19 protein-coding genes and 1 tRNA gene are annotated in these 21,886 nt (G+C 68.0%); 10 read left to right on the plus strand and 10 right to left on the minus strand.

The window, feature by feature from the left end:
* Positions 1 to 11: 11 nt before the first annotated feature.
* The 6 genes from IQ782_RS01355 to IQ782_RS01380 are packed head-to-tail and all read left to right on the plus strand — an operon-like array spanning position 12 to position 6,357.
* Positions 12 to 1,016 (plus strand): AAA family ATPase, encoded by a 1,005-nt coding sequence (locus tag IQ782_RS01355; RefSeq protein WP_194132809.1) that lies wholly within the window; start codon positions 12 to 14, stop codon positions 1,014 to 1,016.
* 11 nt (positions 1,017 to 1,027) lie between these two features.
* The gene (locus IQ782_RS01360; protein ID WP_194132810.1) at positions 1,028 to 2,005 is read left to right on the plus strand and encodes a DUF58 domain-containing protein; all 978 of its coding nucleotides are present in this window, start codon (positions 1,028 to 1,030) and stop codon (positions 2,003 to 2,005) included.
* Positions 2,002 to 2,502 (plus strand): DUF4381 domain-containing protein, encoded by a 501-nt coding sequence (locus tag IQ782_RS01365; RefSeq protein WP_194132811.1) that lies wholly within the window; start codon positions 2,002 to 2,004, stop codon positions 2,500 to 2,502. Before IQ782_RS01360 ends, IQ782_RS01365 begins: the two co-directional genes overlap by 4 nt.
* Positions 2,499 to 3,506: a VWA domain-containing protein gene (locus IQ782_RS01370; protein ID WP_194132812.1), complete on the plus strand. Its 1,008-nt coding sequence runs from the start codon at positions 2,499 to 2,501 to the stop codon at positions 3,504 to 3,506. Before IQ782_RS01365 ends, IQ782_RS01370 begins: the two co-directional genes overlap by 4 nt.
* Positions 3,503 to 5,092 (plus strand): vWA domain-containing protein, encoded by a 1,590-nt coding sequence (locus tag IQ782_RS01375; RefSeq protein WP_194132813.1) that lies wholly within the window; start codon positions 3,503 to 3,505, stop codon positions 5,090 to 5,092. Before IQ782_RS01370 ends, IQ782_RS01375 begins: the two co-directional genes overlap by 4 nt.
* Positions 5,092 to 6,357 (plus strand): hypothetical protein, encoded by a 1,266-nt coding sequence (locus IQ782_RS01380; protein ID WP_240989020.1) that lies wholly within the window; start codon positions 5,092 to 5,094, stop codon positions 6,355 to 6,357. Before IQ782_RS01375 ends, IQ782_RS01380 begins: the two co-directional genes overlap by 1 nt.
* On the opposite strand, the gene IQ782_RS01385 is transcribed toward IQ782_RS01380, so the two are convergent.
* From IQ782_RS01385 to IQ782_RS01405, 5 genes are read right to left on the minus strand one after another with little or no spacing between them, the layout of a single operon-like run.
* Positions 6,354 to 7,085 (minus strand): MBL fold metallo-hydrolase, encoded by a 732-nt coding sequence (locus IQ782_RS01385; RefSeq protein ID WP_194132815.1) that lies wholly within the window; start codon positions 7,083 to 7,085, stop codon positions 6,354 to 6,356. The genes IQ782_RS01380 and IQ782_RS01385 overlap by 4 nt on opposite strands.
* Positions 7,082 to 8,116 (minus strand): ABC transporter ATP-binding protein, encoded by a 1,035-nt coding sequence (locus IQ782_RS30355; protein ID WP_194132816.1) that lies wholly within the window; start codon positions 8,114 to 8,116, stop codon positions 7,082 to 7,084. The genes IQ782_RS01385 and IQ782_RS30355 overlap by 4 nt, the downstream gene beginning before the upstream one ends.
* Positions 8,113 to 8,883, minus strand: a complete 771-nt coding sequence (locus IQ782_RS01395) for an ABC transporter permease (protein WP_194132817.1) — start codon at positions 8,881 to 8,883, stop codon at positions 8,113 to 8,115. Before IQ782_RS01395 ends, IQ782_RS30355 begins: the two co-directional genes overlap by 4 nt.
* Entirely contained in the window at positions 8,883 to 9,737 is an 855-nt protein-coding gene (locus tag IQ782_RS01400) for an ABC transporter permease (protein ID WP_194132818.1), read from the minus strand. Before IQ782_RS01400 ends, IQ782_RS01395 begins: the two co-directional genes overlap by 1 nt.
* Positions 9,738 to 9,746: 9 nt before the next feature.
* Positions 9,747 to 10,796, minus strand: a complete 1,050-nt coding sequence (locus IQ782_RS01405) for a polyamine ABC transporter substrate-binding protein (protein ID WP_194132819.1) — start codon at positions 10,794 to 10,796, stop codon at positions 9,747 to 9,749.
* Positions 10,797 to 10,911: 115 nt separating this feature from the next.
* Here IQ782_RS01405 and IQ782_RS01410 point away from each other — a divergent pair, with 115 nt between their 5' ends.
* On the plus strand, positions 10,912 to 11,538 hold the full coding sequence (locus tag IQ782_RS01410) for a TetR/AcrR family transcriptional regulator (RefSeq protein WP_194132820.1): 627 nt from the start codon (positions 10,912 to 10,914) through the stop codon (positions 11,536 to 11,538).
* Between the two features lie 111 nt (positions 11,539 to 11,649).
* On the opposite strand, the gene IQ782_RS01415 is transcribed toward IQ782_RS01410, so the two are convergent.
* The 4 genes from IQ782_RS01415 to IQ782_RS01430 form a co-directional block, all read right to left on the minus strand.
* Positions 11,650 to 14,400, minus strand: a complete 2,751-nt coding sequence (locus tag IQ782_RS01415; protein ID WP_194132821.1) for a PAS domain S-box protein — start codon at positions 14,398 to 14,400, stop codon at positions 11,650 to 11,652.
* Positions 14,401 to 15,203: 803 nt separating this feature from the next.
* Positions 15,204 to 16,772: a chemotaxis protein CheW gene (locus IQ782_RS01420; protein ID WP_194132822.1), complete on the minus strand. Its 1,569-nt coding sequence runs from the start codon at positions 16,770 to 16,772 to the stop codon at positions 15,204 to 15,206.
* Between the two features lie 525 nt (positions 16,773 to 17,297).
* Positions 17,298 to 17,372 (minus strand) — tRNA-Asn (locus IQ782_RS01425).
* A gap of 80 nt (positions 17,373 to 17,452) precedes the next feature.
* A complete protein-coding gene (locus tag IQ782_RS01430; RefSeq protein WP_194132823.1) occupies positions 17,453 to 18,367 on the minus strand; it encodes an MBL fold metallo-hydrolase in 915 nt (304 codons plus the stop codon).
* A gap of 54 nt (positions 18,368 to 18,421) precedes the next feature.
* Between IQ782_RS01430 and IQ782_RS01435 the strand changes: the two genes are divergently transcribed.
* Positions 18,422 to 19,705, plus strand: a complete 1,284-nt coding sequence (locus tag IQ782_RS01435; RefSeq protein ID WP_194132824.1) for an ATP-binding protein — start codon at positions 18,422 to 18,424, stop codon at positions 19,703 to 19,705.
* Positions 19,706 to 19,766: 61 nt separating this feature from the next.
* Here the strand turns inward: IQ782_RS01435 and IQ782_RS01440 are convergent, their stop codons facing one another.
* Positions 19,767 to 20,081, minus strand: coding sequence for a DUF1476 domain-containing protein (locus IQ782_RS01440; protein ID WP_194132825.1), 315 nt, complete (start codon positions 20,079 to 20,081; stop codon positions 19,767 to 19,769).
* Positions 20,082 to 20,245: 164 nt separating this feature from the next.
* On the opposite strand from IQ782_RS01440, the gene purC reads away from it, so the two are divergent.
* Both purC and purS read left to right on the plus strand, forming a co-directional pair.
* The gene (gene purC, locus IQ782_RS01445; RefSeq protein WP_194132826.1) at positions 20,246 to 21,007 is read left to right on the plus strand and encodes a phosphoribosylaminoimidazolesuccinocarboxamide synthase; all 762 of its coding nucleotides are present in this window, start codon (positions 20,246 to 20,248) and stop codon (positions 21,005 to 21,007) included.
* Positions 21,008 to 21,095: 88 nt separating this feature from the next.
* The gene (gene purS / locus IQ782_RS01450) at positions 21,096 to 21,326 is read left to right on the plus strand and encodes a phosphoribosylformylglycinamidine synthase subunit PurS (RefSeq protein WP_194132827.1); all 231 of its coding nucleotides are present in this window, start codon (positions 21,096 to 21,098) and stop codon (positions 21,324 to 21,326) included.
* The last annotated feature ends 560 nt before the right edge of the window (positions 21,327 to 21,886 follow it).

Here is a 21,886-nt window from a genome sequence, read left to right on the forward strand (position 1 = left end):
GTAAGGGCGGTATGGAAGGCATGACCGAAAGCGGTGCGCGGGCGCAGATCGAGGCGCTGCGCGCCCGTATGGGCGAGGCGATCATCGGCCAGCGCGAGGTGATCGAGCGGCTGCTGATCGGCCTCTTGGCCAATGGCAACCTGCTGGTCGAGGGGCTGCCGGGGCTGGCCAAGACTCGCGCGATCAAGGCTTTGGCGCGCAACCTCGAATGCGACTTCAGCCGCATCCAGTTCACCCCCGACCTGCTGCCCTCGGACGTCACCGGCACCGAGGTCTACTACCAGGGCGAGGGCGGCGGCGAGTTCCGTTTCGAGGCCGGGCCGATCTTTGCCAACCTCGTGCTGGCCGACGAGATCAACCGCGCCCCGGCCAAGGTGCAGGCGGCGCTTTTGGAGGCGATGGAAGAGCGGCAGGTGACCGTGGCGGGCACCACCCACAAGATGGAGCCGCTGTTCATGGTCATGGCGACGCAGAACCCCATCGAGCAGGAGGGCACCTATCCGCTGCCCGAGGCGCAGATGGACCGGTTCCTGATGCATGTGAACATCACCTATCCGCCGGTCGAGGACGAGGTCGAGGTGATCCGCCTCGTGCGCGCCGAGGAGATCGCCGCGCAGGGCGGGACCGGCAAGGCGGCAGGCGGGGCACCGGCCCCGATCCCGCAGGAGGCGGTCTTTGCCGCCCGCCGCGAGATCGCCGCGCTGCGCGTTGCGCCCGAGATGGAGCGCTACATCGCCGATCTGGTCAATGCCACCCGCGTGCCCGCAGAGTTCGGCGACGACCTGAAACGCTGGATCGAAGTGGGCGCCAGCCCGCGCGCCTCGCTGGCGCTCGACAAATGCGGTCGCACCCACGCCTGGCTCGCCGGCCGCGACTACGTCGACCCCGAGGACATCCGCGCCGTGGTGCCCGACGTGCTGCGCCATCGCCTCGGCCTTTCCTACGAGGCGCAGGGCGAAGGCATCAGCCCCGACGCGGTGGTCGCCGAGATCGTCCGGCAGGTGGCGCTGCCCTGAGGGGGGACACGATGAAGGACCGCGCCGCCCGCATCCGCACCGGCACCCTGCGCAAGGCTCCGCAGGTCACGGATGATCCGCGCATCCACACCGATCTTGCCTATCTGCGCAGCCTCGAAGGGCCGGCGCGGGGCCTCAGCTTCCTGCCGCGCCAGCCGGCGCAGTCGGTGCTCAACGGCCGCCACGCCTCTCGGCTGCGCGGGCGCGGGCTCAACTTCGAGGAGTTGCGCGACTACCTGCCCGGCGACGACATCCGCGCCATCGACTGGAAAGTTACCGCCCGGACGGGAAAACCGCATGTCCGCGTGATGACCGAGGAACGTGACCGCCCGGCGCTGATCGTCGTCGACCAGCGCATGTCGATGTTCTTCGGCACCCGCCGCGCGATGAAATCCGTCACCGCTGCCGAGGCCGCGGCGATGACCGCCTTCCGCATCCTCGATCAGGGCGACCGGGTTGGGGGCATCGTCTTCGGGGATGAACTTCTGGCCGAGGTCCGCCCGCAGCGCAGCCGCGCCGCGCTCAATCGGTTTCTCACCGCGCTGGCCGAGGCAAACCATCTGCTGCACGCCGAGGCGCCCAATGTCGCCCCCATCGGCCTGACCGAGGTGCTGCGCGCCGTGGCGCGGATCGCCAGCCGCAACCATCTGATCATCGTGCTCAGCGACTTCGACGGCATCGACGCCGAGACCGACCGCATCGTCTCGGGGCTGGCCCGCCACAATGACCTGATCCTCGTGCCGGTGACCGATCCCAGCGCCGGCGAGATTCCCGCGGGGCTGAAGCTCATCGTCACGGATGGCGAGTTGCAGGCCGAGATCGACACAGCCGTGCCCGGCACCCGCAAGGGGCTCGTCGAGATGTCGAAGGGGCGGCTGGGAGAGGTGCTCGACTGGCAGCGCCGCTTCGGGGTGTCGATCCTGCCGCTCTCGGCGGGAGAGGAGACGCTGCCGCAGATGCGCCGCCTGCTGGGGCTCGGCCCGCGATGAACGAGGAGGAGCCGCAGGCCGAAACCCTGATCACGCTGGTCAACCAGTTGATCGAGCCCGAGGCGCCGCCGCCGGTGCCGCTGACGCCGCAGACATGGGGCTGGGCGGCGCTGGGGCTGATCCTGCTGGCGCTGGCGCTCTGGGGGCTGTGGCGCTGGTATCGATACCACGCGGCCAATGCCTATCGACGCGCGGCGCTGGCCGAGCTGGCCGCCACCGACACAACCGCCGCGCTCGCCGCCATCCTCCGCCGCGCCGCGCTGGCGGCCTATCCCCGTGCCGAGGTCGCCTCGCTGACCGGGAATGACTGGACGGCCTTTCTGTCGCGCACGGGCAAGGGGGCCTTCCCCGAAGCGGCGGGGGAGGAGCTGCGCCGTGCGCCCTACCGCGACCCGCAGGCCGCGCCTTCGCCCGCGCTGCGTCACGCCGCGCTGCGCTGGCTGAAGACCCATCGCGCTGCGCCCGCCGGCACCCGGACCGCGGAGGCGCGCGCATGATCTCGCTCGCCGCGCCCTGGCTCCTGCTGCTCCTGCCGCTGCCGCTGCTCGTCCGCTGGCTGGTGCCACCCCACCGCGAGCGCGAGAGCGCGCTGCGCTTCCCGTTCTTCCGGCGCATGGCCGAGGCCGCGGGGGCCGAGCCGCGCGCCGGGGCGGTAGTGCTGTCGCGCCCGATGGTCTCGGCGATCACCGCCGCGCTCTGCTGGGGGCTGGTGGTGCTCGCGCTGGCCCGGCCCGAGCGCGTTGGTGCGCCGATCACCATCGAGACCGCGGCGCGCGACGTGGTTCTGGCGATCGACATCTCGGGCTCGATGGACGCCAGGGATTTCGCCACGTCCGACGGGGAGCGGATCCAGCGCCTCGCCGGGGTGCGGCAGGTGGTGCGGGCGTTCGTTGCCGGCCGCGAGGGCGATCGCATGGCGCTGATCGTCTTCGGCACGGCGGCCTATCTGCAGGCGCCGCTGACTGACGATCTGACCACGATCACCGAGCTTCTGGACCGCACCGAAGTGGGCATGGCCGGGCCGCACACGGCCTTTGGGGACGCCATCGGTCTGGCCATCCGCACCTTCGAGGCCAGCGACATCGACCAGCGGCTGCTGATCCTGCTTTCCGACGGCTCGGATACGGCCAGCCGCATGAGCCCGGTGAATGCCGCCGAGATCGCCGCCGACCGCGGCGTCGAGATCTTCGCCATCGGGGTCGGCGACCCCGAAGCCACGGGGGAAAATCGCGTCGACCTTGCGGCGCTGCAAGCCGTGGCCGAGCGCACCCGCGGCCAGTACTTCTTTGCCGAGGACGCGGCGGCGCTCGAGGCGGTCTACGCCCGCATCGATCAGCTGGCCCCGCGCGAGACCGAAACCCTGTCGTTCCGTCCGCGCCTGTCGCTGAGCTGGATCCCTCTGGGGCTGGCGTCGCTGCTCGGGCTGGCCTCGGTGGTGTGGCTGCAACTGCGCGGGCGCGCGCGGCGTCGCGGCGCGCGCCCGGCGGAGGAGGCAGCATGAGCGATCTGCCACTCTATCTCGAGGCCTTTCACTTCCTGCGTCCGCTCTGGCTGCTGCTGATCCCTCTCGTGCTGCTGATGTGGTGGTGGGTGCGCCGCCCGGCGCGGCGCAGCGCGATGTCCACCGAGGGAATTGCCCCGCATCTGCGCGAGGCGCTGACCGTGGGCCGTGCACAGCGCCGCCGCCTCACGCCGATCGACAGCACCGCCGCGATCCTGATCCTCGGGGCGCTCGGCGCGGCGGGGCCGAGCTGGTCGCGCCAGCCTGATCCCTTTGCCGCGCAGTCGGCGCCCGCGGTGATCGTGCTGGCGGTGACCCCCGGCATGGAGGCGACCGACCTGCCGCCCTCGCGGCTCGAGCGCGGCAAGCAGAAGATCCGCGATTTCCTCGAACTGCGCGCCGGCGCGCGCACGGCGCTGGTGGCCTATGCGGGCAGTGCCCATGTGGTGCTTCCGATGACCGAGGATGCGCAGGTCATGGTGCCCTATCTCGAGGGTCTGAGCCCCGAGATCATGCCGCGCGAGGGGACGGTCGCGGGCGAGGCGCTGGCGCTGGCCGAGGCGATGCTGGCCGAGGAAGGCGCGCCGGGCGGTATACTCTTCGTCACCGATGCTCTCGATCCCGCCGACGTGGCGGCGCTGGACGCCAGCGCGGCACCTCTGGCGGTGCTCTCGACCCGGCCAGAAGGCAGCCGCGACAGGGGGCTCGACGCGCTCTCGGCCCCGGTGATCGCGGTGACGCCCGACCCCTCCGACATCCGCAGGCTCGACGGGCTGCTCAACGCCGCCTACCGCCGCGCGCAGCTTGATGACGTGGACCAGCCCTGGGAGGATCGCGCGCATTGGCTGGCCTGGCCGGCCGCGGTGATCCTGCTGCTCTGGTTCCGCCGCGGCTGGACGATGCGCTGGGTGGTGATCGCGGCGCTGGGACTCATGGCCGTGCCGCAGGGCGCGCGGGCCGAGGGCGTCGCGGACTGGTTCCTGACCCCCGACCAGCAGGGGCGCATCGCCTACGACCGCCGACAGTACGCGCGCGCCGCAGAACTGTTTGTCGATCCGCTCCGGCGCGGCCATGCGCTCTACCGCAGCGGGCAATACGAGGCGGCGGTGGAGGTGCTGGACCGGGTCGAGACGGCGCAGGCCGCCTTCATCCAGGGGCTGGCCGAGATCAAGGGCCACAACTACCGCGACGGGGTGCGCGCCTTCGAGGCGGCGCTCGCGCGCGACCCGGACTATCCCGGCGCGGCGGAAAACCTCGCAACCGCGACGCGTATCGTGGCCTATGTCGAGGCGGCGCAGGAGGCTTCGGATACTGGCGAAGATCAGGGAATCGGCGCCGACGAAGAGGTCTATGACAACGAGAGCGGGCAGGGCGAGGAGACCGAGCGCGAGGCTGGCAGCGAAGGCGGCGGCGGGCTGCTGACCGCGGATCAGTGGATGAACACCGTCGACACGCGCACCGAGGACTTCCTGCGGCTGCGCTTCGCGCTAGAGGCGGCACAGCCGCCTCAAAGTGCCAATACGGCGGCACCAGCGGGGTCCACTCCCGCCGCCCCGGAAGAACCGGCAGAGGAGGGGGGAAAGTGATGCGCCTGCTCCTGCTTCTGCTGCTGGTCCTGCCCGGTGTTGTCCGGGCGCAGGACGCCGAGACCATGCCGCAGCTCATTGTCGACTTCCCCGAGACCGAGGCGATCCCCGGCCAGTCGCTCAGCCTGCGGCTGACCGTGCTGGTGCCGACCTTCATGCCGAAGCCGCCGGTCTGGCCGAGCCTCGAGGCACCGAACCTGCTGGTGCGCCTGCCGTCGCGCTCGACCAACCCCGTGTCCGAGCGGGTGAACGGCGAGACATGGGCGGGCATTTCGCGGCATTATCGCATATCGCCGATGGTGCCGGGGCAGGTCGTGCTGCCACCACAGGAGGTGCTGGTCACGTGGCAGGACCTTAAGGCAGGCGAGGCGCGACAGGCCACGCTGACCACCGGGCCGATCGCTTTTGCGGGGGTGGTGCCGGAGGGCGCCGAAGGGCTCGATCCCTTCATCGCCGCCGCCGATCTGACTCTCACGCAGCAGATCGAGGGGGAGCCCGCCGCGATGGTGCCCGGCGACAGCCTCAAGCGGCAGGTGACGGTCAAGGTGACCGGCGTTTCTCCGATGTTCCTGCCGCAGCTGCTGGCGCCGGTGGAACTGCCGGGGGTCGCCGCCTACCCGGACGCGCCGCAGCTTTCCGAAACCGACGACCGGGGCGCGCTCAGCGGGTCGCGGGTGGAGAGCGTCACCTATCTTGCCGAGGCGGGCGGCGGTGGCGCGCTGCCGGAGATCAGGCTCGACTGGTACGACACGGACGACGGGGTGGTGAAGACCGCCTCTGCCTCCGGCCTTGAGCTGCGGATCGACGGTCCGCCACCGGGGCGGAGCGCGCCGCTGGAGCCGGCGCGGCTCGCGCTGCTGGCGGGGGCTGCGCTGGTCGGTCTGGCGGTGCTCTGGCTCGGGCTGCGCATCCTGCGTCCCGCCCTGTCGCGGCGGCGCGCGCTCCGGCGCAGTGCCTACCTGACCTCGGAGCGGCACGCATGGCGCGGGCTGATGCAGGCAATCCGCGCGCGCGACCACGCGGCGCTGCGCCCGGCGCTCGATCTCTGGGCCGAACGGGTGGTGGGGCCGGACCCGCGCCGCGCCGCGCCGGTCGAGGCGGCGCTGCTGGCGCTGGGGGCGCAGCGTTATGGCGGGGGGGCCGGCAGCGCGGGGGAGACGGGATGGTCCACCCTGCGCGGCGCGCTCGAGGCCGCCCGGCCGCGCGGCCCGCAGGCAGCCGCGCGCACCGCCCTGCCGCCGCTCAATCCGGGTGGGGCGCTCTAGAGGCCCTTGTCCTGCAGCCAGCCGGTGACGATCTCGGTGAGCCGCGCGCCGGAGAAGGAGGAAAAATGCCCGCCGTGCACGATGCGCACCGGCAGCGTCGCGAGGCGCTGCATCGAGCGGATGTAGGCCTCGGCGTCGGCATGGTAGGTGTCTTCGATCAGCGGCCCGTCATAGACGATGTCGCCGGAGATCAGCACGCCCGAGGCCTCTTCCCAGAGCGCGATGCCGCCGGGGCTGTGGCCGGGCGTATGGATCACTTCGAAGTTCCGGTCGCCGAGGTCGATGATGTCGCCGTCTTCCAAGAGCCGCGTCGCGGGCGCGCCCTTCACCGCGTAGCTGGTCGAGCTGTAGGGCACGTCGGGCAGCGCGTCGAAGATCTCGTCTGTCACGTAAGGGTCGGCGAGGGTGTTCCGGCGGGAGGGCTGCGCGAGGATGTCGGCCTCGGCAGAATGGCAGAGGCGGCAGGGAAACTCGTGGTGGCAGCCGATGTGGTCGAAATGGGTGTGGCTGGCGACGGCATCCAGCGGACGCTCCGAGACCAGCGGGACCCATTCGCGCAAGCTGACCACGCCCATGCCGCTGTCGACCATCAGATCGCGGTCGCGCCCGCGCACGTGCCAGATGTTGCAGCGGTAGAACTCCTGGATGAAGGGCTCGTCGATCCAGGTGATGCCGTCGCCGACGGCGCGCTGGCGGTACCAGTCCCTGGGCGGGATGCGGGTCTTCATGCGGCGGCCTTCGCTTTGGGGGACAACACCACGGGGTTGCGGCCGAAAAGCTCGACCTCGGCGCCGGGCCGGGGGTGCTCACCCTGCGGCAGATGCGCGGTAAGCAGCAGGTCCGGCGCAGCCACCGGGCGGAAGTGGCAGCGGTGGTAGGAGCCGTAGAAGGCCGCCTCCACCAGTGTGGCGCGGCCGAGGCTGAACTCGCCCGCAAAGCCGATGCTCTCGGGGCGCAGGCAGAGCATGCCTTCGGCGGGCGGGATGGCGAGCGGGCCGAGCGGCGATGTGACCCCCTCGGCGGCGGGGCTGACGGGGATGCGATTGGTCTCGCCCATGAAGTCCGCCGAGAACATGGTCTTCGGGGTCAGGTAGACCTCCTCGGGGGTGCCGCAATGCTCGATGCGGCCGTGGTTCATCACCACGATGCGGTCGGCGATGGCCATGGCCTCCTCCTGGTCGTGGGTCACGTGCACGAAGGTGGTGCCGACGCGGCGCTGGATCGCCTTCAACTCCTCCTGCATCTGGCGGCGCAGCTTGAGATCGAGCGCGCCGAGTGGCTCGTCGAGCAGCAGCACGTCGGGCTCGACCGCCAGCGCGCGGGCCAGCGCAACCCGCTGGCGCTGGCCGCCCGAAAGCTCGTGCGGGCGCCGCGCGGCCTTGTCGGCGAGGCCGACCATATCCAGCATCTCCAGCGCCTTGGCATTGCGCGCCGCCTTGGCCATGCCGCGCATGCGCAGGCCGAAGGCGACGTTGTCGCGCAGGCTCATGTGCGGGAAGAGCGCGTAATCCTGGAACATGGTGGTGGTGGGCCGGTCCTTCGGTGCGACATGGGTCATGTCGCGCCCGCCGATCAGCACCTGCCCCTCGGAGGGCGTCAGGAAGCCGCCGATGATCGACAGCAGCGTGGTCTTGCCGCAGCCCGAGGGGCCGAGCAGCACGATGAACTCGCCCGCGGCGATCTGCAGGTCGACCCGGTGCAGGGCGGTGAAGCTGTTGAACCGGTGCTCGACGGCCTTGATGTGCACATCCGCGGTCATTTCGATCCCTTTCGGAAAAGCGTGAGTTCGAGCGTCACCACCACGATGACCGAGACGAGGAAGACCAGAGAGCCGACGGCATTGGTCGCGGGCGAGAGCCCCGAGCGCAGCATCGACCAGATCTCGACCGGCAGGGTCACGTCGAAGCGGGTCAGCAGGAAGGCGATGATGAACTCGTCCCAGCTGAAGGTGAAGGCGAGGAAGAAGGCGGCGGCGAGCGCCGGGGTCAGCATCGGGGCTGCGACGAACCAGAGGACCTGCCATTCGCGGGCACCGAGGTCGCGCGCGGCTTTCAGCGCGCTCTTCTGGTGCTCGCCGATGGCGGCGTAGAGGATGGCGAAGCAGAGCGGCAGGTTGATCACCACGTGGCCGATGCCGGTGGCCAGAAGCGAGGGGCGGATGCCGATCTTGTTGAACATCTGCAGGAGGCCGAGCGCGATGATCAGGTAGCTGACGGTCATCGGCGCGATCAGCAGGCCGCGCATCAGCACCGAGCCGGGCAGCACCACGCGGGCAAGTCCCGAGGCGGCGAGAAAGCCCAGCGTCAGCGCCACCAGCGACGACAGCAGCGCCACGATCAGCGAGTTGCCGAGCGCCTCCATCATGGCGCGGTCGGTGAGGATTTTCGCGTACCATTCGAAGGTCACGCCCTTGAACGGCGGCACCGGCAGGCGGCCGTCCTGGAAGGAGAAGATCACCAGCGTCACCACCGGCAGCAGGATGAAGCCGAAAAGCGCGACGAGATAGGCCAAGGAGAGGTATTTCATCACACGCGCTCCATCTTCAGCCAGCGCGCGCAGGCGGCATAGGCGAGCGTCACGATGACCATCAGCACCACCGACAGCGCCGAGGCCATGGGGAAGTCTCCGCGGCGTCCGAGCTGCAGCATGATGAGCTGCGGCAGGGTCAGCTCGTTGTTGCCGCCGAGGATCTGCGGCGTGATGTAATCGCCGATGCAGAGCACGAAGGTCAGGAAGGCGCCGGTCATCACGCCGGGCAGGGTGAGCGGCAAAATCACCAGCCGGATCACCTGCCACCGCGATGCGCCGAGGTCCTCGGCGGCGCGGGCGTAGTTCGGCGAGAGCTGGATCAGGTTGGAATAGATGGTGAGCGTGAGGAGCATCACGAAGAAATGCACGAAGCCGATGATCGTGGCCGAGCGGGTCGCCATAATCTGCACCGGTTCCGCCAGCAGGCCCAGACCGACGAGCGCGTTCATCACCACGCCCTTTTCGCCCAGCACCAGCGCCCAGGAATAGGAGCGCACCACGTAGGAGGTCCAGAACGGCAGCACCGCCAGCAAGAGCGCCATGCGCCGCCAGCGGGCGGGCACGCGGGTGGCGATGATCCAGGCCAGCGGCCAGGCCAGCAGAACCGAGATGACCGTGACCACCGCGGTGATCTCGAGCGAGACGAAGATGCCCCGCCGCAGCGACGGGTCGGTGAAGATCCGCAGGTAGTTGCCAAGGTCATGGCCCTGCACGATCTCGCGCCCCTCGAGGTGCGCGAGGCTCATCATCACCATCGCCGCGAAGGGGATGGCGAAGAAGCCCAGCGTCCACAGCAGCGCGGGAGCGACCAAGGCCGCTCCCTGACGTTTTTCCTGTTTCTCGATGCTCATCTGGCTCTCTTAGTTCTGGAGCATGTCGGTCCAGAGGTCCTGCATCGCGGCATCGGTGTCCGCATCGGGCACCGGGTAGAGCTGCGCACGGGCAAGGTAGTCCGGCTGGTCGTCCCAGCGCAGGATCGCCTTCTGCTCATCCGTCAGAACGTCGCCAGCCGCCTTGTTGGCCGGCATGCCCCAGTAGCAGGACGATGTCGCGAGCCGCGCCTGGCCTTCGGGGGAGGTGATGTACTTGATGAACTCCAGCGCCAGCTCGGGCTTCTCGGTGCCCTCGACGATGGCCAGCGACTGCGCCCACAGGAGGCCGCCTTGCTCTGGGATGGTCCAGTCGAGGTCGGGGTTCTCGGCGTTCAGCACGGCGGTCAGCCACTCGCCGCCACCGATCAGCACGTCGACCTCGCCGGTGGCCAGCGCGGTCTGGCTGCCGACCACGTCCGAGACCTGCTTCGAGGCGGCGTTCAGCTTCATCAGCGGCTCGCGGATGGTGTCCAGCGCGGCGGCGTCGAGATCCGCGGTCTTGATGCCCGCCTCGAGCCCGACGAGGCCCAGCACCGGCAGGTAGTAGTCATAGATGGCGATGCGGCCGTCATACTTGCCAGACCAGAGCGCATCGAGGTTTTGCATGTCCGCCGGGTCCACCGCGGCCTTGTTGTAGGCGATGGTATTGTAGCCGAACTTCTCGGTCACCGCGTAGCTGGTGCCGTCGATGGTCGTGTGGTCGGCCAGCACGGCCTCGGGGAAGTAGCTGGAGGTGTTCAGCTGGTCCGCGGGCAGCGGGGCGAGCAGCCCGCGCTCGACGGCGCGGCCCACGTCCACCGCATCGATCACCATCACGTCCCAGTCGCCGGGACGGGACTGTTCCAGCAGGGTGAGACCCGCGGCTGTGCCTTCGTATTCCTTCACGTTGACCCGCACGTCATGCGCCTCTTCGAAGGGTTGCAGCAGCTCGGGGTCGGCGTGGTCGCACCAGATCAGCGCGTTCAGGTCCTCGGCCTGCGCGGCGGAGGCGAGTCCGGCGGTCACGGCAAGAATCGAGCAGGTGTGTTTCAGTGCCATTTTTTTCCTCTCCTGTCGGCGGTGCGGGCGACGTTCTCCGCCCTGCTTCCGGAAAAAAGTTGAACCGGTTCAGTTTTGCAGTCAATATCAATTTTAGAGTGACCAAGGAGGCCCCATGGCCGGACTGCGCGAAAGACAGAAAGCGAAACGCCATCGTGCCATAATTCAGGCGGCGAGCACGCTTTTTAAGCAGAACGGATACGAGGCGGCGCGGATCGAGGCGATCGCCGAGGTCGCCGAAGTCTCGGTCGGGACGTTTTACAACTACTTCGAGCACAAGGCGGACCTGCTGCTGGCCATCGTGACGATGGAGGTCGAAGAAGTGCTGAACCAGGGCGAGGGGGTTGTCGCCGCCCCGCCGGGCGACGCCTACGAGGCGATCTGCGCGCTGGTCGCAACCTATTACGATCACTCGCTGGTCTACCTGACCAAGGAGATGTGGCGCACCGCCATGGCCTTCTCGATCCAGAGCCCGGATACGCCCTTCTCGCGGCGCTACCGCGAGCTGGATCACCAGTTGTCGGAACAGGTGGTGGCGCTGATGACGCGGCTGCAGCAGGGCGGGCAGCTGCGCGCGGGTGTCGACACGCGCGCCTTTGGCGAGCTGACGTTTCTCGGGCTGAACGGGCTCTTCACCACTTACACGGTCACCGAGGGCATGGCCCTGGAGGAGCTGAAGGCCGGCATGTTCCGGCAGGTCCGCGCCCTGACCGCCCAGATCGGCACGCCCGACGCGGCATAGCGCGACGGCGCGCCAGGGCGAAAAGCCGATGGTCCGGCCGTGGCGGGGACGGGCGCGCGACACGCGCGTGGCGCGGTGGGCACCATGCCTCCTGCCGTCCGCGCGGCGGGGTCACCTGCCATCGGATTTTCCGGATCGCGCGATCACGGCCTTGTTCAGGTCCGCGATCATCTTGACCACGACGCTCGACACGTTTTCCTGAGAGTTCGCGCAGTCCGCGATCGTCCGGATCGACTCCGCGGTATGGCCCAGCGAACTCACGATCTTCTCGAAGCTTTGCAGGGCGTAGCGCGAGCGCTCCGTGCCCTGGTTGACGCGCTCGCTGGAGACGATGATGAGCTTGCCGATCTCCTGCGCGGCCTTGGAACTGCGTTCGGCCAGCTTGCGCACTTCCTCGGCCACGACCGAGAAGCCCACGCCATGTTCGCCGGCGCGCGCCGCCTCGATCGCGGCGTTGAAGGCGAGAAGGTTGGTCTGGTTGGCAATCTCGGAGATCACGCGGGTGATCTCGGCGATCTCGGACGAGGATTTCTCGATGAGCTCGATCGCTTCGATGGCCGCGTTGAGGAAATCGAGCCCGTCGCTGGCGGTCCGCGTGGTCGAGTCGGAGGCCTCGCGCGAGGCGCGGGTGGCCTCTGATATCTTGCTGATCGAGGTCGAGAGCTCGGCGACGATGCCGTTCATCCGGTCGGCCTGCTTCTGGATTTCCTGCTCAAGCGTCACCTGCTGGGTGATGTCCTGGGCACATTTCACCACCCCCACCGGGCGGTTGTGGCTGTCGAGCAGGGGCGAATAGGTCGCGAGAATCCACACTTCGCGCCCGAATTTCCCGAGCCGCCGGTAGCGGCCGGTCTGGAATTTTCCCGACCGCAGGTCGGCCCAAAAGTCGCGATACTCCTCGGAGCGGATCATCTCCTGGTCGCAGAACATCGAATGATGCTGGTGCTGCACCTCGCGCAGCGAATAGCCCATCGTCCGCAGAAAGGTGTCGTTCGCGGTGATCACATGGCCTTCCATGTCGAACTGGATCATCGCCTGACTCCGGTCGATGGCGCGAAGCTGGTTCTGCGCGTCCAGTTCGTGATGCTTGCGCGTCGTGACATCCATGGCGAATTTCACCACCTTCACCGGATGGCCCGAGACGTCGAGGATCGGGTTGTAGGTGGCCTGGATCCAGACTTCGCGGCCGTCCTTGCTGAGCCGCTTGTATTCGCCCTGGTGGTAGTCGCCGTCCGCCAGAGTTTTCCAGAACTCGGCATAGCCATCGGCCTTGGTGTAGCCCGGCTCGCAGAAGACCCGGTGGTGCTTGCCCCTGATCTCGGCCTCCGTGTAGCCCATCAGATCGAGGAAGTTCCTGTTGGCACCAAGCACCGTGCCGTCGAGCGCGAACTCGATCACCGCCTGGCTTCGGTCGATCGCCGCCAGCTTGCCGCTGACCTCGGCCTGCTCCTGCATCGCGGCGGTGATGTCATAGGCGATCTGCAGCACCTTGCTGACCTTGCCTTCGCCGTCGATCACCGGCGTGTAGCTCGCGCGCAGCCAGACGCTCGCGCCATCCTTGCCCAGATGCCCGAAAACCCCCGACTGCGGGCTGCCGGACTTCAGCTTCTTCCAGAAGTCGCGCTGATCCCTGTTCTGCGCCAGTCGTGCGGGACAGAGGTCGCGATGGCGTCGCCCGACCAGCTCTTCCCGTTCGTAGCCGAGCGCCGTGAGAAAGTTGTCGTTGCCGTGGAGCATCACGCCCGAAGGGTCGAATTCGGCGATGGCGTTCGAGCGGTCGAGCGCGGTCTGCATGGCGCGCAGATCGGCGCTGCGATGGATATTCTCGGTGATGTCCTGGGCGACCTTGATGACCCGGCCGAGGTTTCCCGCGCGGTCCGGCACCGGGGTGTAGGAGGCCGCGATCCAGATCGTGCCGCCGTTCTTGCAGCGCCGCTTGTAGCTGCCGGTGACAATCTCGCCAGCGCTCAGCCGCCGCCACAGCTCGGCCTGCGCCGTGTCCTCGGTCTGGGACGGTGCGCAGAGGATGGCCTGGTTCTGCCCGAGGAGCTCGTCGGACGTGTAGCCGGTCAACTCGAGGTAGCAGGGGTTCACCTCCATGATCGTCCCGGCGGCATCGAACTCGACCACCGACATCGTTTCCTCGACGGCGGAAGCGATGCTCTGGGCGCGCCGCGTCTCGACCGTTTCCTCGGTGGCATCGCGCAGCACGAGGAAGGCGCGTTCCACCTCACCCGTCGGGCCGAGCAGCGGCACGAGCCCACCGGTGACATGGGTGCAGCCGCCGTCGTCGCGGGAAAAGTCGAGGCGGTGGCTGTCGCTGCGGCGCGCCGCGATGGTGCGCAGGATCGGTCCGATCTGCTCGGGCGAGGCGCTGAGGTCTGCCAGCTGATGGCCGACAACCGCGCTCTCCGGCCTGGACAGCATGTCTTGGGCGCGCGGGTTGCAGGAAAGCACCGTCAACTCCGGTGTCAGTTCGAGCAGCCCCTGGGTGGCGTTGATCGCTTCGAAGAAGCGGCTTCGGCGCGCTGGCTCCGACCGGGTGCCGATCAGCAGCGCCTCGGCTGGCTCCGTGCCCGCCAGCGCAAGCAGCCGGGCGGCGATCTGGTGATCATCGCGGAGCGTCAGCACCACCTCCTGCGGCGCCGCAAGATTCTTCAGCGCGGCGAGCAGTGGCGCGCCGCTGGCGAACAGCTCCTGTGGCGGGCAGGGCAGCCGGGTCTTCGCGCCCAGGATCTTGCGGGCGTCGGGCGAAAGCGCGAGGACCATCCCGTCCGACAGCCGCAGCCGCGCCGCGAAGCCCGAATTGAGAATGTCCTGGCACAGGTCTGCAAGTGACAGTCCACGCGTGAGATCGGTCACGTTTCGAGTTCCTTTTCAGAGATAGTGGAGCGAGGCTGCGCGGCGGAAGATCCACCGCACACCTGCCGCTCTGGCGACGGCTCCAGCGGGTCGAGGCCGAGAGCAATTCGACCCAGATGCGCGAGACACGTACGACCGCACGGGCGACGATGACCTTGGCCAGACAACGACGCTTCACCAAGGTCAGGCTGGTGGAGGCCAGAGGTGTTCACGCGCCATGGAATGCCCTTTCGTGTCTCGTTTCGTCTTCTTGCCAGCGCCCGTCTTCCAGGAGGGCCGTTTTCTTCCAGGAGAGCCATTTCCAGAGGCCCGTGTGATGTGATCCGTGACATGCGGCCGGGGTCACATGGGCCGATCAAGGCGACATGGTTGGTTTGGCCCTGGTCGCCTTCGGTCCGCCGATGCGCGATGGATCGCCCAAGGCGACGGATAGCGCCGAAACGATAATGCCGGGTGAACGGCACAGATGTATTTGGCTGATATTCGGTTATAAATCTCTTCGCCCGTCTTGAAGAGCCCTGATGCCCCTCGAACATCCCGCGTAGCCGCCGCGCCGTCCGATCCGCGACGAAGATCGCCGGACCACGCAAAAGCTCGGCGGAACTTGTCCGCCGGCCCAGACGCCGCATCGCTTGACCGTGGAGGCGCATCGCGGCGCGTCCGGATGCTCGGTCAGCTCCGCCAACGGCAGGTTCACGCGGCCGACCGGCCGGGTGAGCTTTGCCTTCGTGCCCCGGATCGGGTCCGCAACTTCGAGAAATGGGGGCTGAGATCCAGGTCGGGCGGAGGCGGCTTGTCCCTGGTCACATCGGCCCCCCGATGCCCGTCGCGGCCGGCAGGTCGAGCTGGGCATCGAAGACCGGGATGAATTCGCCTGTATCGGTCTTGCGCAACATCCTGTCCGCCGCCGTCCCGGCCCGGCTGCAGTGCGCCACTTCGAGAAGCCCCTCAGCAACCGCGCCAACCATGTTCTGGCCGATGCGGAAGAGCAGCACGCAGGCCTTGCCCTCTTCGAAGGCCGAGAATGCGCCGAAGAGATGCGCCATGGAAAAGATCGGGATCAGCTGATTGCGATGGCTCAGGCAGCCCATGTAAGCGTCGTGACGGACCTTGGCCTCGAGCATCGCGCGGGGCAGATGCAGGATCTCCACGATGTCGGTCAGGCGGCACCCCATCCGGCGCTGCGCCGAGTGGCAGATGAGGCACGGTCCCGCGCCCTCTGCGGCAGGGTCGGTGGCGAGGTCGTCAGGAGCCTCGTCGCTGGCGGCGATCGTCGTGCCGGCAAGCTGGACCACCGCTGGCTCCGAAAGCAGGGCGGTGCTGTCGGCGATCAGGAAATGCGTGCCGTCCTCGTGCATGTAGACGCCGGTGAACAGGTCGCTGCGCTGTGATATGGCTGGCGGCACCGCGAGGAGCCTGTTGCGCGACAGATGCGCGATATCGAAGAAGCGATCGATCTCGATGCAGATCAGCCCGCCCGCCGGGACCCGCATAGCCACCGAGGCCGACCTTTCGGGGCGGGAGGCGTTGCGTCCGAGCCCCATGAGGCGGAGGCTGTCGAGGATCGGGATCTTCTGGCCATGGTGCTCGACCACACCGTCGCAGGGCGGACAGGCCAGGGGACTCGGCAGCACCGGGCGCATCGGGATGGTCGTCTGGATCTCGGTCACGGCAAACGCAATCCCCTGGCCGGCGTAGCTGCAGAGCAGAACGGCCTGGTCCTGCTGCGACGGGCCGGTCGCGGCCGCGGTGCCGCGGTCGTGCTGCAGCGCGTAGGGCAGGCCAGGCAGGTCGAAGAGCCGCTGCGGATCGAGGAGCCCGACAACCAGGCCGTCCCTCACGAAGCTGCGCGCTCCGGCCAGAAGATCGCTTCGGCCCGACACGCCCATGTGGGTGATGCGCCCCGGCTCGAGGGCGGTCATGCCTTCCAGACTGTCGACCACAAGTCCAACCAGCCGCCCGGTCTCGGCGCTGAGGAGGATGAGCACAACGCGGTCCCGCAGCGGCAGGGTCGACGAAAGGCCGAGCAGGAGCCCTAGATCGACCAGCGGGATCGTGTCCCGGCGCAGCACCATCGCCCCCAGCAGCCCCGGTACGGGGGCCGCCAGTGTGCTGAGGGTGGCGGGAAAGGGCACTGCTTCGCGGATGCTGAGGGCCGAAACCGCCAGGCGACAGCCCGCCACATCGATGAGCCCGAAGGTCTCTCGCCGCGGAGGCGCGGGCGCGCCGTCCGCCAAAGTGGGCAGATCTGCCTTGGCGGTGGTGCTCCCGGTCTCGGGAGCGGGCGGCCCGTCGGCGCCCGTCGTGTCAAAGTCTGCCGTATCGCGCGCATGTTCGGATCGCGTGGTGGCGGCGGCCATCAGGGGCGGCAAGGGCGGATCCGCCGCGGCACCACAGGGCGCTGTCGCCAAGGGCGTGTTTTCGACGCCGGGAGCGGCATCCTCGGCGCCATCCGGATCTGGCCACGGGGTTGCGCGCTGCGCAATCTCATGGGGCGGATCCGCGATCACCTGCTCATTTCCATGTGCGGTTACATGCGCAGAATCCAAGAGCCAGTCTCCCGTCGTCGGTGGGCCTGAGTCTAGGCTGGCGAGGCTAACGGGGGATTAATTGCCGTCAGGTTCGGTGCCCCGGCAGGCCGAGCTAGAGCAAAGGCCCCGCCTGAGGGGCCGGCCTGCGCAACGCGCCGCCGTCAGGAATTCGCGGTGGCGCGGTGTCCGAGATGGAGTTGGGCAGTGGCCGCGTTGGGCGATCTGGGATGGAGGTGCCGCGCGGGCTCTCGCGGGACTTGTGCAAACGCTTGTGCAACGGTTTGTGCACAGCGAAACGCAAAACCCCCGGGCCTCTGCCGAGACCCGGGGGTTTTCTGCCGAAACTTCAAGCTCTTGCGAGAAGTTTGGCTCCGGCGGTAGGGATCGAACCTACGACCAATTGATTAACAGTCAACTGCTCTACCGCTGAGCTACGCCGGAACGTGGGGGGTATTTAGCAATGGCGACTCCGGGCGTCCAGAGGCTTTTTGCAGTTTTTTCGCTCGAGCGTGATTTTTCTTCTAAGGAACTGAAAAAACTGAGGATTTAGAGAGATTACCTAGAGGAAAGATCGCTTTACGCTGGGTGAGGTCGATCAAATGCGCCAACACATTCCGGGTCGCGGCGGGCAGCAGGGCGGGGTCAGTGTCCTGATATATGGCTGCTGCGAGGCTCGCCGCATCGGCGGGGCCGGTGGCGAGTCTTTCGAGGATCGCGGCCTCGCGGGCAAGCCGGTGCGCGCGCAGCGCATCGATCCGTGCGCTAGGCGCGTCAATCGGGGCCCCGTGACCCGGCAGCAGCCGTGACCAGTGCCGCTGGCGCAGCCGCGCCAGCGAGTCCATGAACGCGCCGAGATCGCCATCGGGGGGCGAGACCAGCGAACTGGCCCAGCCCATCACCAGATCGCCGGAGAACAGCATGTCGCCCCAGGCGAAGCTCAGGTGGTTGCCGAAGTGGCCGGGTGTGTGCAGCGCCTCGATCCGCCAGCCGTCGCCGGCAAGCACCGCGCCGTCGGCAAGCACGATGTCCGGGACAAAGGCCGCGTCCACCCCTTCGCCGCCCCCGGCGAGCCCCGAGTCGGCCAGCTCCTGCATCAGGGCGCTGCGCCCGGCGCGGGCATCGCCGAAGGCCAGGACCGGCGCGCCGGTGGCCTCGGCCAGCGGGCGGGCGAGGGGGGAATGGTCGAGGTGAGCGTGGGTCACGAGGATGTGGCTGATGTGCTGGCCCGGCGCCACTGCGGCGAGAATGGCGGCGAGATGCGGCTCGGACAGCGGGCCGGGGTCGATCACCGCCAGCGCGCCGGTGCCCAGCACATAGGTATTGGTGCCGCGATAGGTCATCGCCGAGGGGTTGGGCGCAAGGATGCGGCGCAGCCCGGGGGCGAGCGGTTCGGCATGTCCGGGGACGGGCTGGAAGTCGGGCTGGGGATCGATCATCTTGGGGCTCGTTTGCGGATGGTGGCGCCGGGGCGCCTCGGCTAGGGTTAGCGCATGTTCTTCCAGTGGCTCAAACGTTACATGCCGCGCGGCATCTATGCGCGTGCGGCGCTGATCCTGATCCTGCCGGTCTTCACCATACAGCTGGTGGTCTCGGTGGTCTTCGTGCAGCGCCATTTCGAGGGCGTTTCGCAACAGATGACGCGCGGCGTGGCGCGCGACATCCGCTATGCGCTGCATACGCCGGCCGCCGCCGCGCCGCTCGGGCTGAGGATGCGCCCCGTGGACGCGCAGGAGGTGCCGGCGGCGAACCAGCGGCGCTGGTACGATTTCTCGGGCATCGTGGTGATCGAGACGCTGGAAAGTTTCGTTCCCGGCGTGCAGCGCGTGATGCTGCCCAACGACAGCGACGTCGAGCTTTACCTGCGCGGCTCGCGCGGGACGCTGTTCAGGATCGACTTCTCGCGCCAGCGCGCCTCGGCGTCCAATCCGCATCAGCTGCTGGTCAACATGATGTTCTTCGGCATCCTGATGACGGTGATCGCCTTCTTCTACCTGCGCAACCAGCTGCGCCCGATCACCCGGCTGGCCGAGGCCGCCGAGGCCTTCGGTCGCGGGCGGCACGTCCCCTACCAGCCCGGCGGTGCGGTCGAGGTGCGGGCGGCGGGCAACGCCTTTCTTGATATGCGCAACCGTATCGAGCGGCAGATCGAGCAGCGCACCATGATGCTCTCGGGGGTCAGCCACGACCTGCGCACGCCGATCACCCGGCTGAAGCTCGGCCTGTCCATGCTGGACGACGCGGACCGCGAGCCTCTGGAGCGCGATGTCGAGGACATGCAGCGGCTGATCGACGCCTTTCTCGACTTCGCCCGTGGCAATTCGCAGGACGGGGTGGCCGAGCCGGTGGATCCGGTGGCGCTGGCGGCCTCGGTGGTCGCCGATGCGCAGCGCGGCGGCAAGGCGGTGACACTGGGCGTGGTCGAGGGCGAAGGCGAGGTCAGCGTTCGGCCCGTGGCCCTGCGCCGGGCGCTTGAGAATCTCGTGGGCAACGCCGTGCGCTACGGCACCCGCTGCGAGGTCTCGGTGACGCTTACGGAAAAATCCCTGCGCTTGCGGGTCGAGGATGATGGTCCGGGGATTCCGCCGGAGCGGCGCGAGGAGGCGATGAAGCCCTTTGCCCGCCTCGATCCGGCGCGGAATCAGGACCGCGGCACCGGCGTGGGGCTTGGCCTGGCGATCGCCGCCGACGTGGCGCGCGCGCATGGCGGGGTGCTGCGCCTTGGGCAAAGCGACACGCTGGGTGGTCTGCGGGCCGATATCGTCATCGCGCGCTGACGCGGGCGGGCCGTGCAGTGCGGGGGCCGGGCACCGCCGCGGCGGCGCGCCGGTCGCGGCATCAGCCCTCCTTGAGCACTTCCCTGCGGGCCTCGACCAGGAGTGCCGCGCGCTTGGCGGTGACATCCTCGGCGCTGGCTCGGCCGTTCAGGTCTCCGGTGATGCTGGCGATGATCCCGGCGTGATCGGCCTTGTCGAGGTCGGCCTTTATGATGCGCTCGGCATAGGCCGTGGCCTCGTCGCCGCTCTTGCCGAGCAGCCCGGCGGCCCAGAGACCCAGTTGCCGGTTGCAGCGCACCTCGGCCTGGAAATTCAGGTTGGCGTCATGCGCGAACTTGTTTTCAAAGGCCTGCTCGCGATCGTCAAAGGTGGTCATGGGCATCTCCTCCAAGATAGGCCCTCAGTATAGTATCTTCAGCTTGACGCCTGCCTTGCGCTGGCGCAAGTCCGAGCATGTTCGCTTGCGGCAAGGGCAGCCTTGATTTATGAGGGCGAACGAGACGCAGCGGCCGATACGCGGCCCCGGGCGAAAGGATTCCCATGGCACGGCGCAAGAAGATCTACGAAGGCAAGGCGAAGATTCTGTACGAAGGCCCCGAACCGGGCACCATCGTCCAGTACTTCAAGGACGACGCCACCGCCTTCAACGCGCAGAAGAAGGACGTGATCGAGGGCAAGGGTGTGCTGAACAACCGCCTGTCCGAGTTCTTCATGACCGGCCTGAACAACATCGGCGTTCCCACCCACTTCCTCAAGCGGCTGAACATGCGCGAGCAGCTCGTCCGCGCCTGCGAGATAATCCCGCTGGAAGTGATCGTGCGCAACTACGCCGCCGGCTCGCTGGCCAAGCGCCTCGGCCTCGAAGAGGGCACGCCGCTGCCGCGCCCGATCGTGGAATACTGCTACAAGGACGACAAGCTGGGTGATCCGCTGGTCACCGAAGAGCATATTGCCGCCTTCGGCTGGGCCGGGCAGCAGGACATGGATGACATCCTCAGCCTGTCGCTGCGCGTCAACGATTACCTCTCGGGCCTGATGTATGGCGTGGGCATCCGCCTCGTCGACTTCAAGATCGAGATCGGCCGCGTCTATGACGGCGACTTCCAGCGCCTGATCGTCGCTGACGAGATCTCGCCCGACTCGATGCGCCTTTGGGACATCGAGACCGGCCAGAAGCTCGACAAGGACGTGTTCCGCCGCGACCTCGGCTCGCTGACCGACGCTTACACCGAGGTGGCGCGGCGTCTGGGCGTGATGCCCAAGCAGGCGACCCACGTGGCAAAGCCGAAGCTGATCAATTGAAAGCGTAACGCCGGGGGCGGCGCTGCGATTTACCTGATTTGGGAAAGATGAGGGGCAAAGCCCCTCTGCGAGGAACGGAGAGATGGCCATGAAGGCACGTGTGCATGTGATGCTGAAAGAGGGCGTGCTCGACCCGCAGGGCGAAGCCGTGCGCCACGCGCTTGGCGGGCTCGGCTTCGACGGCGTGGGTGCCGTGCGTCAGGGCAAGGTGATCGACCTCGAACTGGCCGAGGGTACGGGCGAGGACACGGTCAAGGAGATGTGCGAGAAGCTGCTCGCGAACACTGTGATCGAGAGCTACCAGATCGAGATGCTCTGAGCCGCTCCGGCGGATCGGCCGCAGGGCCACCGAGACAAGACAGCGTCCCCGGCACCGTGCCGGGGACGCTTTTTGTTGCGGCGGGCGGTTCTTGCGCCATTGGGGCGCTGATGTGGCGGGCCACGGGGAGGGGCATCGTCCGGCCCTGTCGAGGGCCGAATTGATGCCATATTTAACAAATTGATTCGTATCTCCTTGCGCTTGCGCGGCGTGGCTCTTGGCCAATCTCCGCGCGGGCCCTGGATTGGTTCTCTGGTGGCGACAGCATTGCCCGAAATCGGGCGGCGAGGCGGCGGCATCGCGGACCGGCGACGGGCACCGGCTCTGTTTCCTCGCAGGGGACAAAGCAAACGCGCGTTTGCGCAAGGCAGGCGTGAAATAAGCCGGATTTGCCAAGGTCACGCATCGGCACCGGCGAAAGTTGGAAACAATTTTTCGCCACATTCACGTCAGATTCACGCGGCCTTGCGCGATATTGGCCCTTGGTTCGTCACATCGCGCCACGCGAGCGCCATTTTTGACTTTGTTAACGGCCCTGCCGGATCTAAGTAGTTCGTTAA

The organism is Salipiger mangrovisoli (assembly GCF_015223355.1).
GTDB classification, from domain to species: domain Bacteria; phylum Pseudomonadota; class Alphaproteobacteria; order Rhodobacterales; family Rhodobacteraceae; genus Salipiger; species Salipiger mangrovisoli.

What these genes read in the sequence shown, in the direction of transcription:
- IQ782_RS30355 (WP_194132816.1), bottom strand. Translation starts at nt 8,116, where the DNA reads ATGACCGCGGATGTGCACATCAAGGCCGTCGAGCACCGGTTCAACAGC.
- purC (WP_194132826.1), top strand. Translation starts at nt 20,246, where the DNA reads ATGGCACGGCGCAAGAAGATCTACGAAGGCAAGGCGAAGATTCTGTAC.
- IQ782_RS01440 (WP_194132825.1), bottom strand. Translation starts at nt 20,081, where the DNA reads ATGACCACCTTTGACGATCGCGAGCAGGCCTTTGAAAACAAGTTCGCG.
- IQ782_RS01435 (WP_194132824.1), top strand. Translation starts at nt 18,422, where the DNA reads ATGTTCTTCCAGTGGCTCAAACGTTACATGCCGCGCGGCATCTATGCG.
- IQ782_RS01395 (WP_194132817.1), bottom strand. Translation starts at nt 8,883, where the DNA reads ATGAAATACCTCTCCTTGGCCTATCTCGTCGCGCTTTTCGGCTTCATC.
- IQ782_RS01370 (WP_194132812.1), top strand. Translation starts at nt 2,499, where the DNA reads ATGATCTCGCTCGCCGCGCCCTGGCTCCTGCTGCTCCTGCCGCTGCCG.
- IQ782_RS01410 (WP_194132820.1), top strand. Translation starts at nt 10,912, where the DNA reads ATGGCCGGACTGCGCGAAAGACAGAAAGCGAAACGCCATCGTGCCATA.
- IQ782_RS01375 (WP_194132813.1), top strand. Translation starts at nt 3,503, where the DNA reads ATGAGCGATCTGCCACTCTATCTCGAGGCCTTTCACTTCCTGCGTCCG.
- IQ782_RS01385 (WP_194132815.1), bottom strand. Translation starts at nt 7,085, where the DNA reads ATGAAGACCCGCATCCCGCCCAGGGACTGGTACCGCCAGCGCGCCGTC.
- IQ782_RS01400 (WP_194132818.1), bottom strand. Translation starts at nt 9,737, where the DNA reads ATGAGCATCGAGAAACAGGAAAAACGTCAGGGAGCGGCCTTGGTCGCT.
- IQ782_RS01405 (WP_194132819.1), bottom strand. Translation starts at nt 10,796, where the DNA reads ATGGCACTGAAACACACCTGCTCGATTCTTGCCGTGACCGCCGGACTC.
- IQ782_RS01380 (WP_240989020.1), top strand. Translation starts at nt 5,092, where the DNA reads ATGCGCCTGCTCCTGCTTCTGCTGCTGGTCCTGCCCGGTGTTGTCCGG.
- IQ782_RS01430 (WP_194132823.1), bottom strand. Translation starts at nt 18,367, where the DNA reads ATGATCGATCCCCAGCCCGACTTCCAGCCCGTCCCCGGACATGCCGAA.
- purS (WP_194132827.1), top strand. Translation starts at nt 21,096, where the DNA reads ATGAAGGCACGTGTGCATGTGATGCTGAAAGAGGGCGTGCTCGACCCG.
- IQ782_RS01360 (WP_194132810.1), top strand. Translation starts at nt 1,028, where the DNA reads ATGAAGGACCGCGCCGCCCGCATCCGCACCGGCACCCTGCGCAAGGCT.
- IQ782_RS01365 (WP_194132811.1), top strand. Translation starts at nt 2,002, where the DNA reads ATGAACGAGGAGGAGCCGCAGGCCGAAACCCTGATCACGCTGGTCAAC.
- IQ782_RS01355 (WP_194132809.1), top strand. Translation starts at nt 12, where the DNA reads ATGGAAGGCATGACCGAAAGCGGTGCGCGGGCGCAGATCGAGGCGCTG.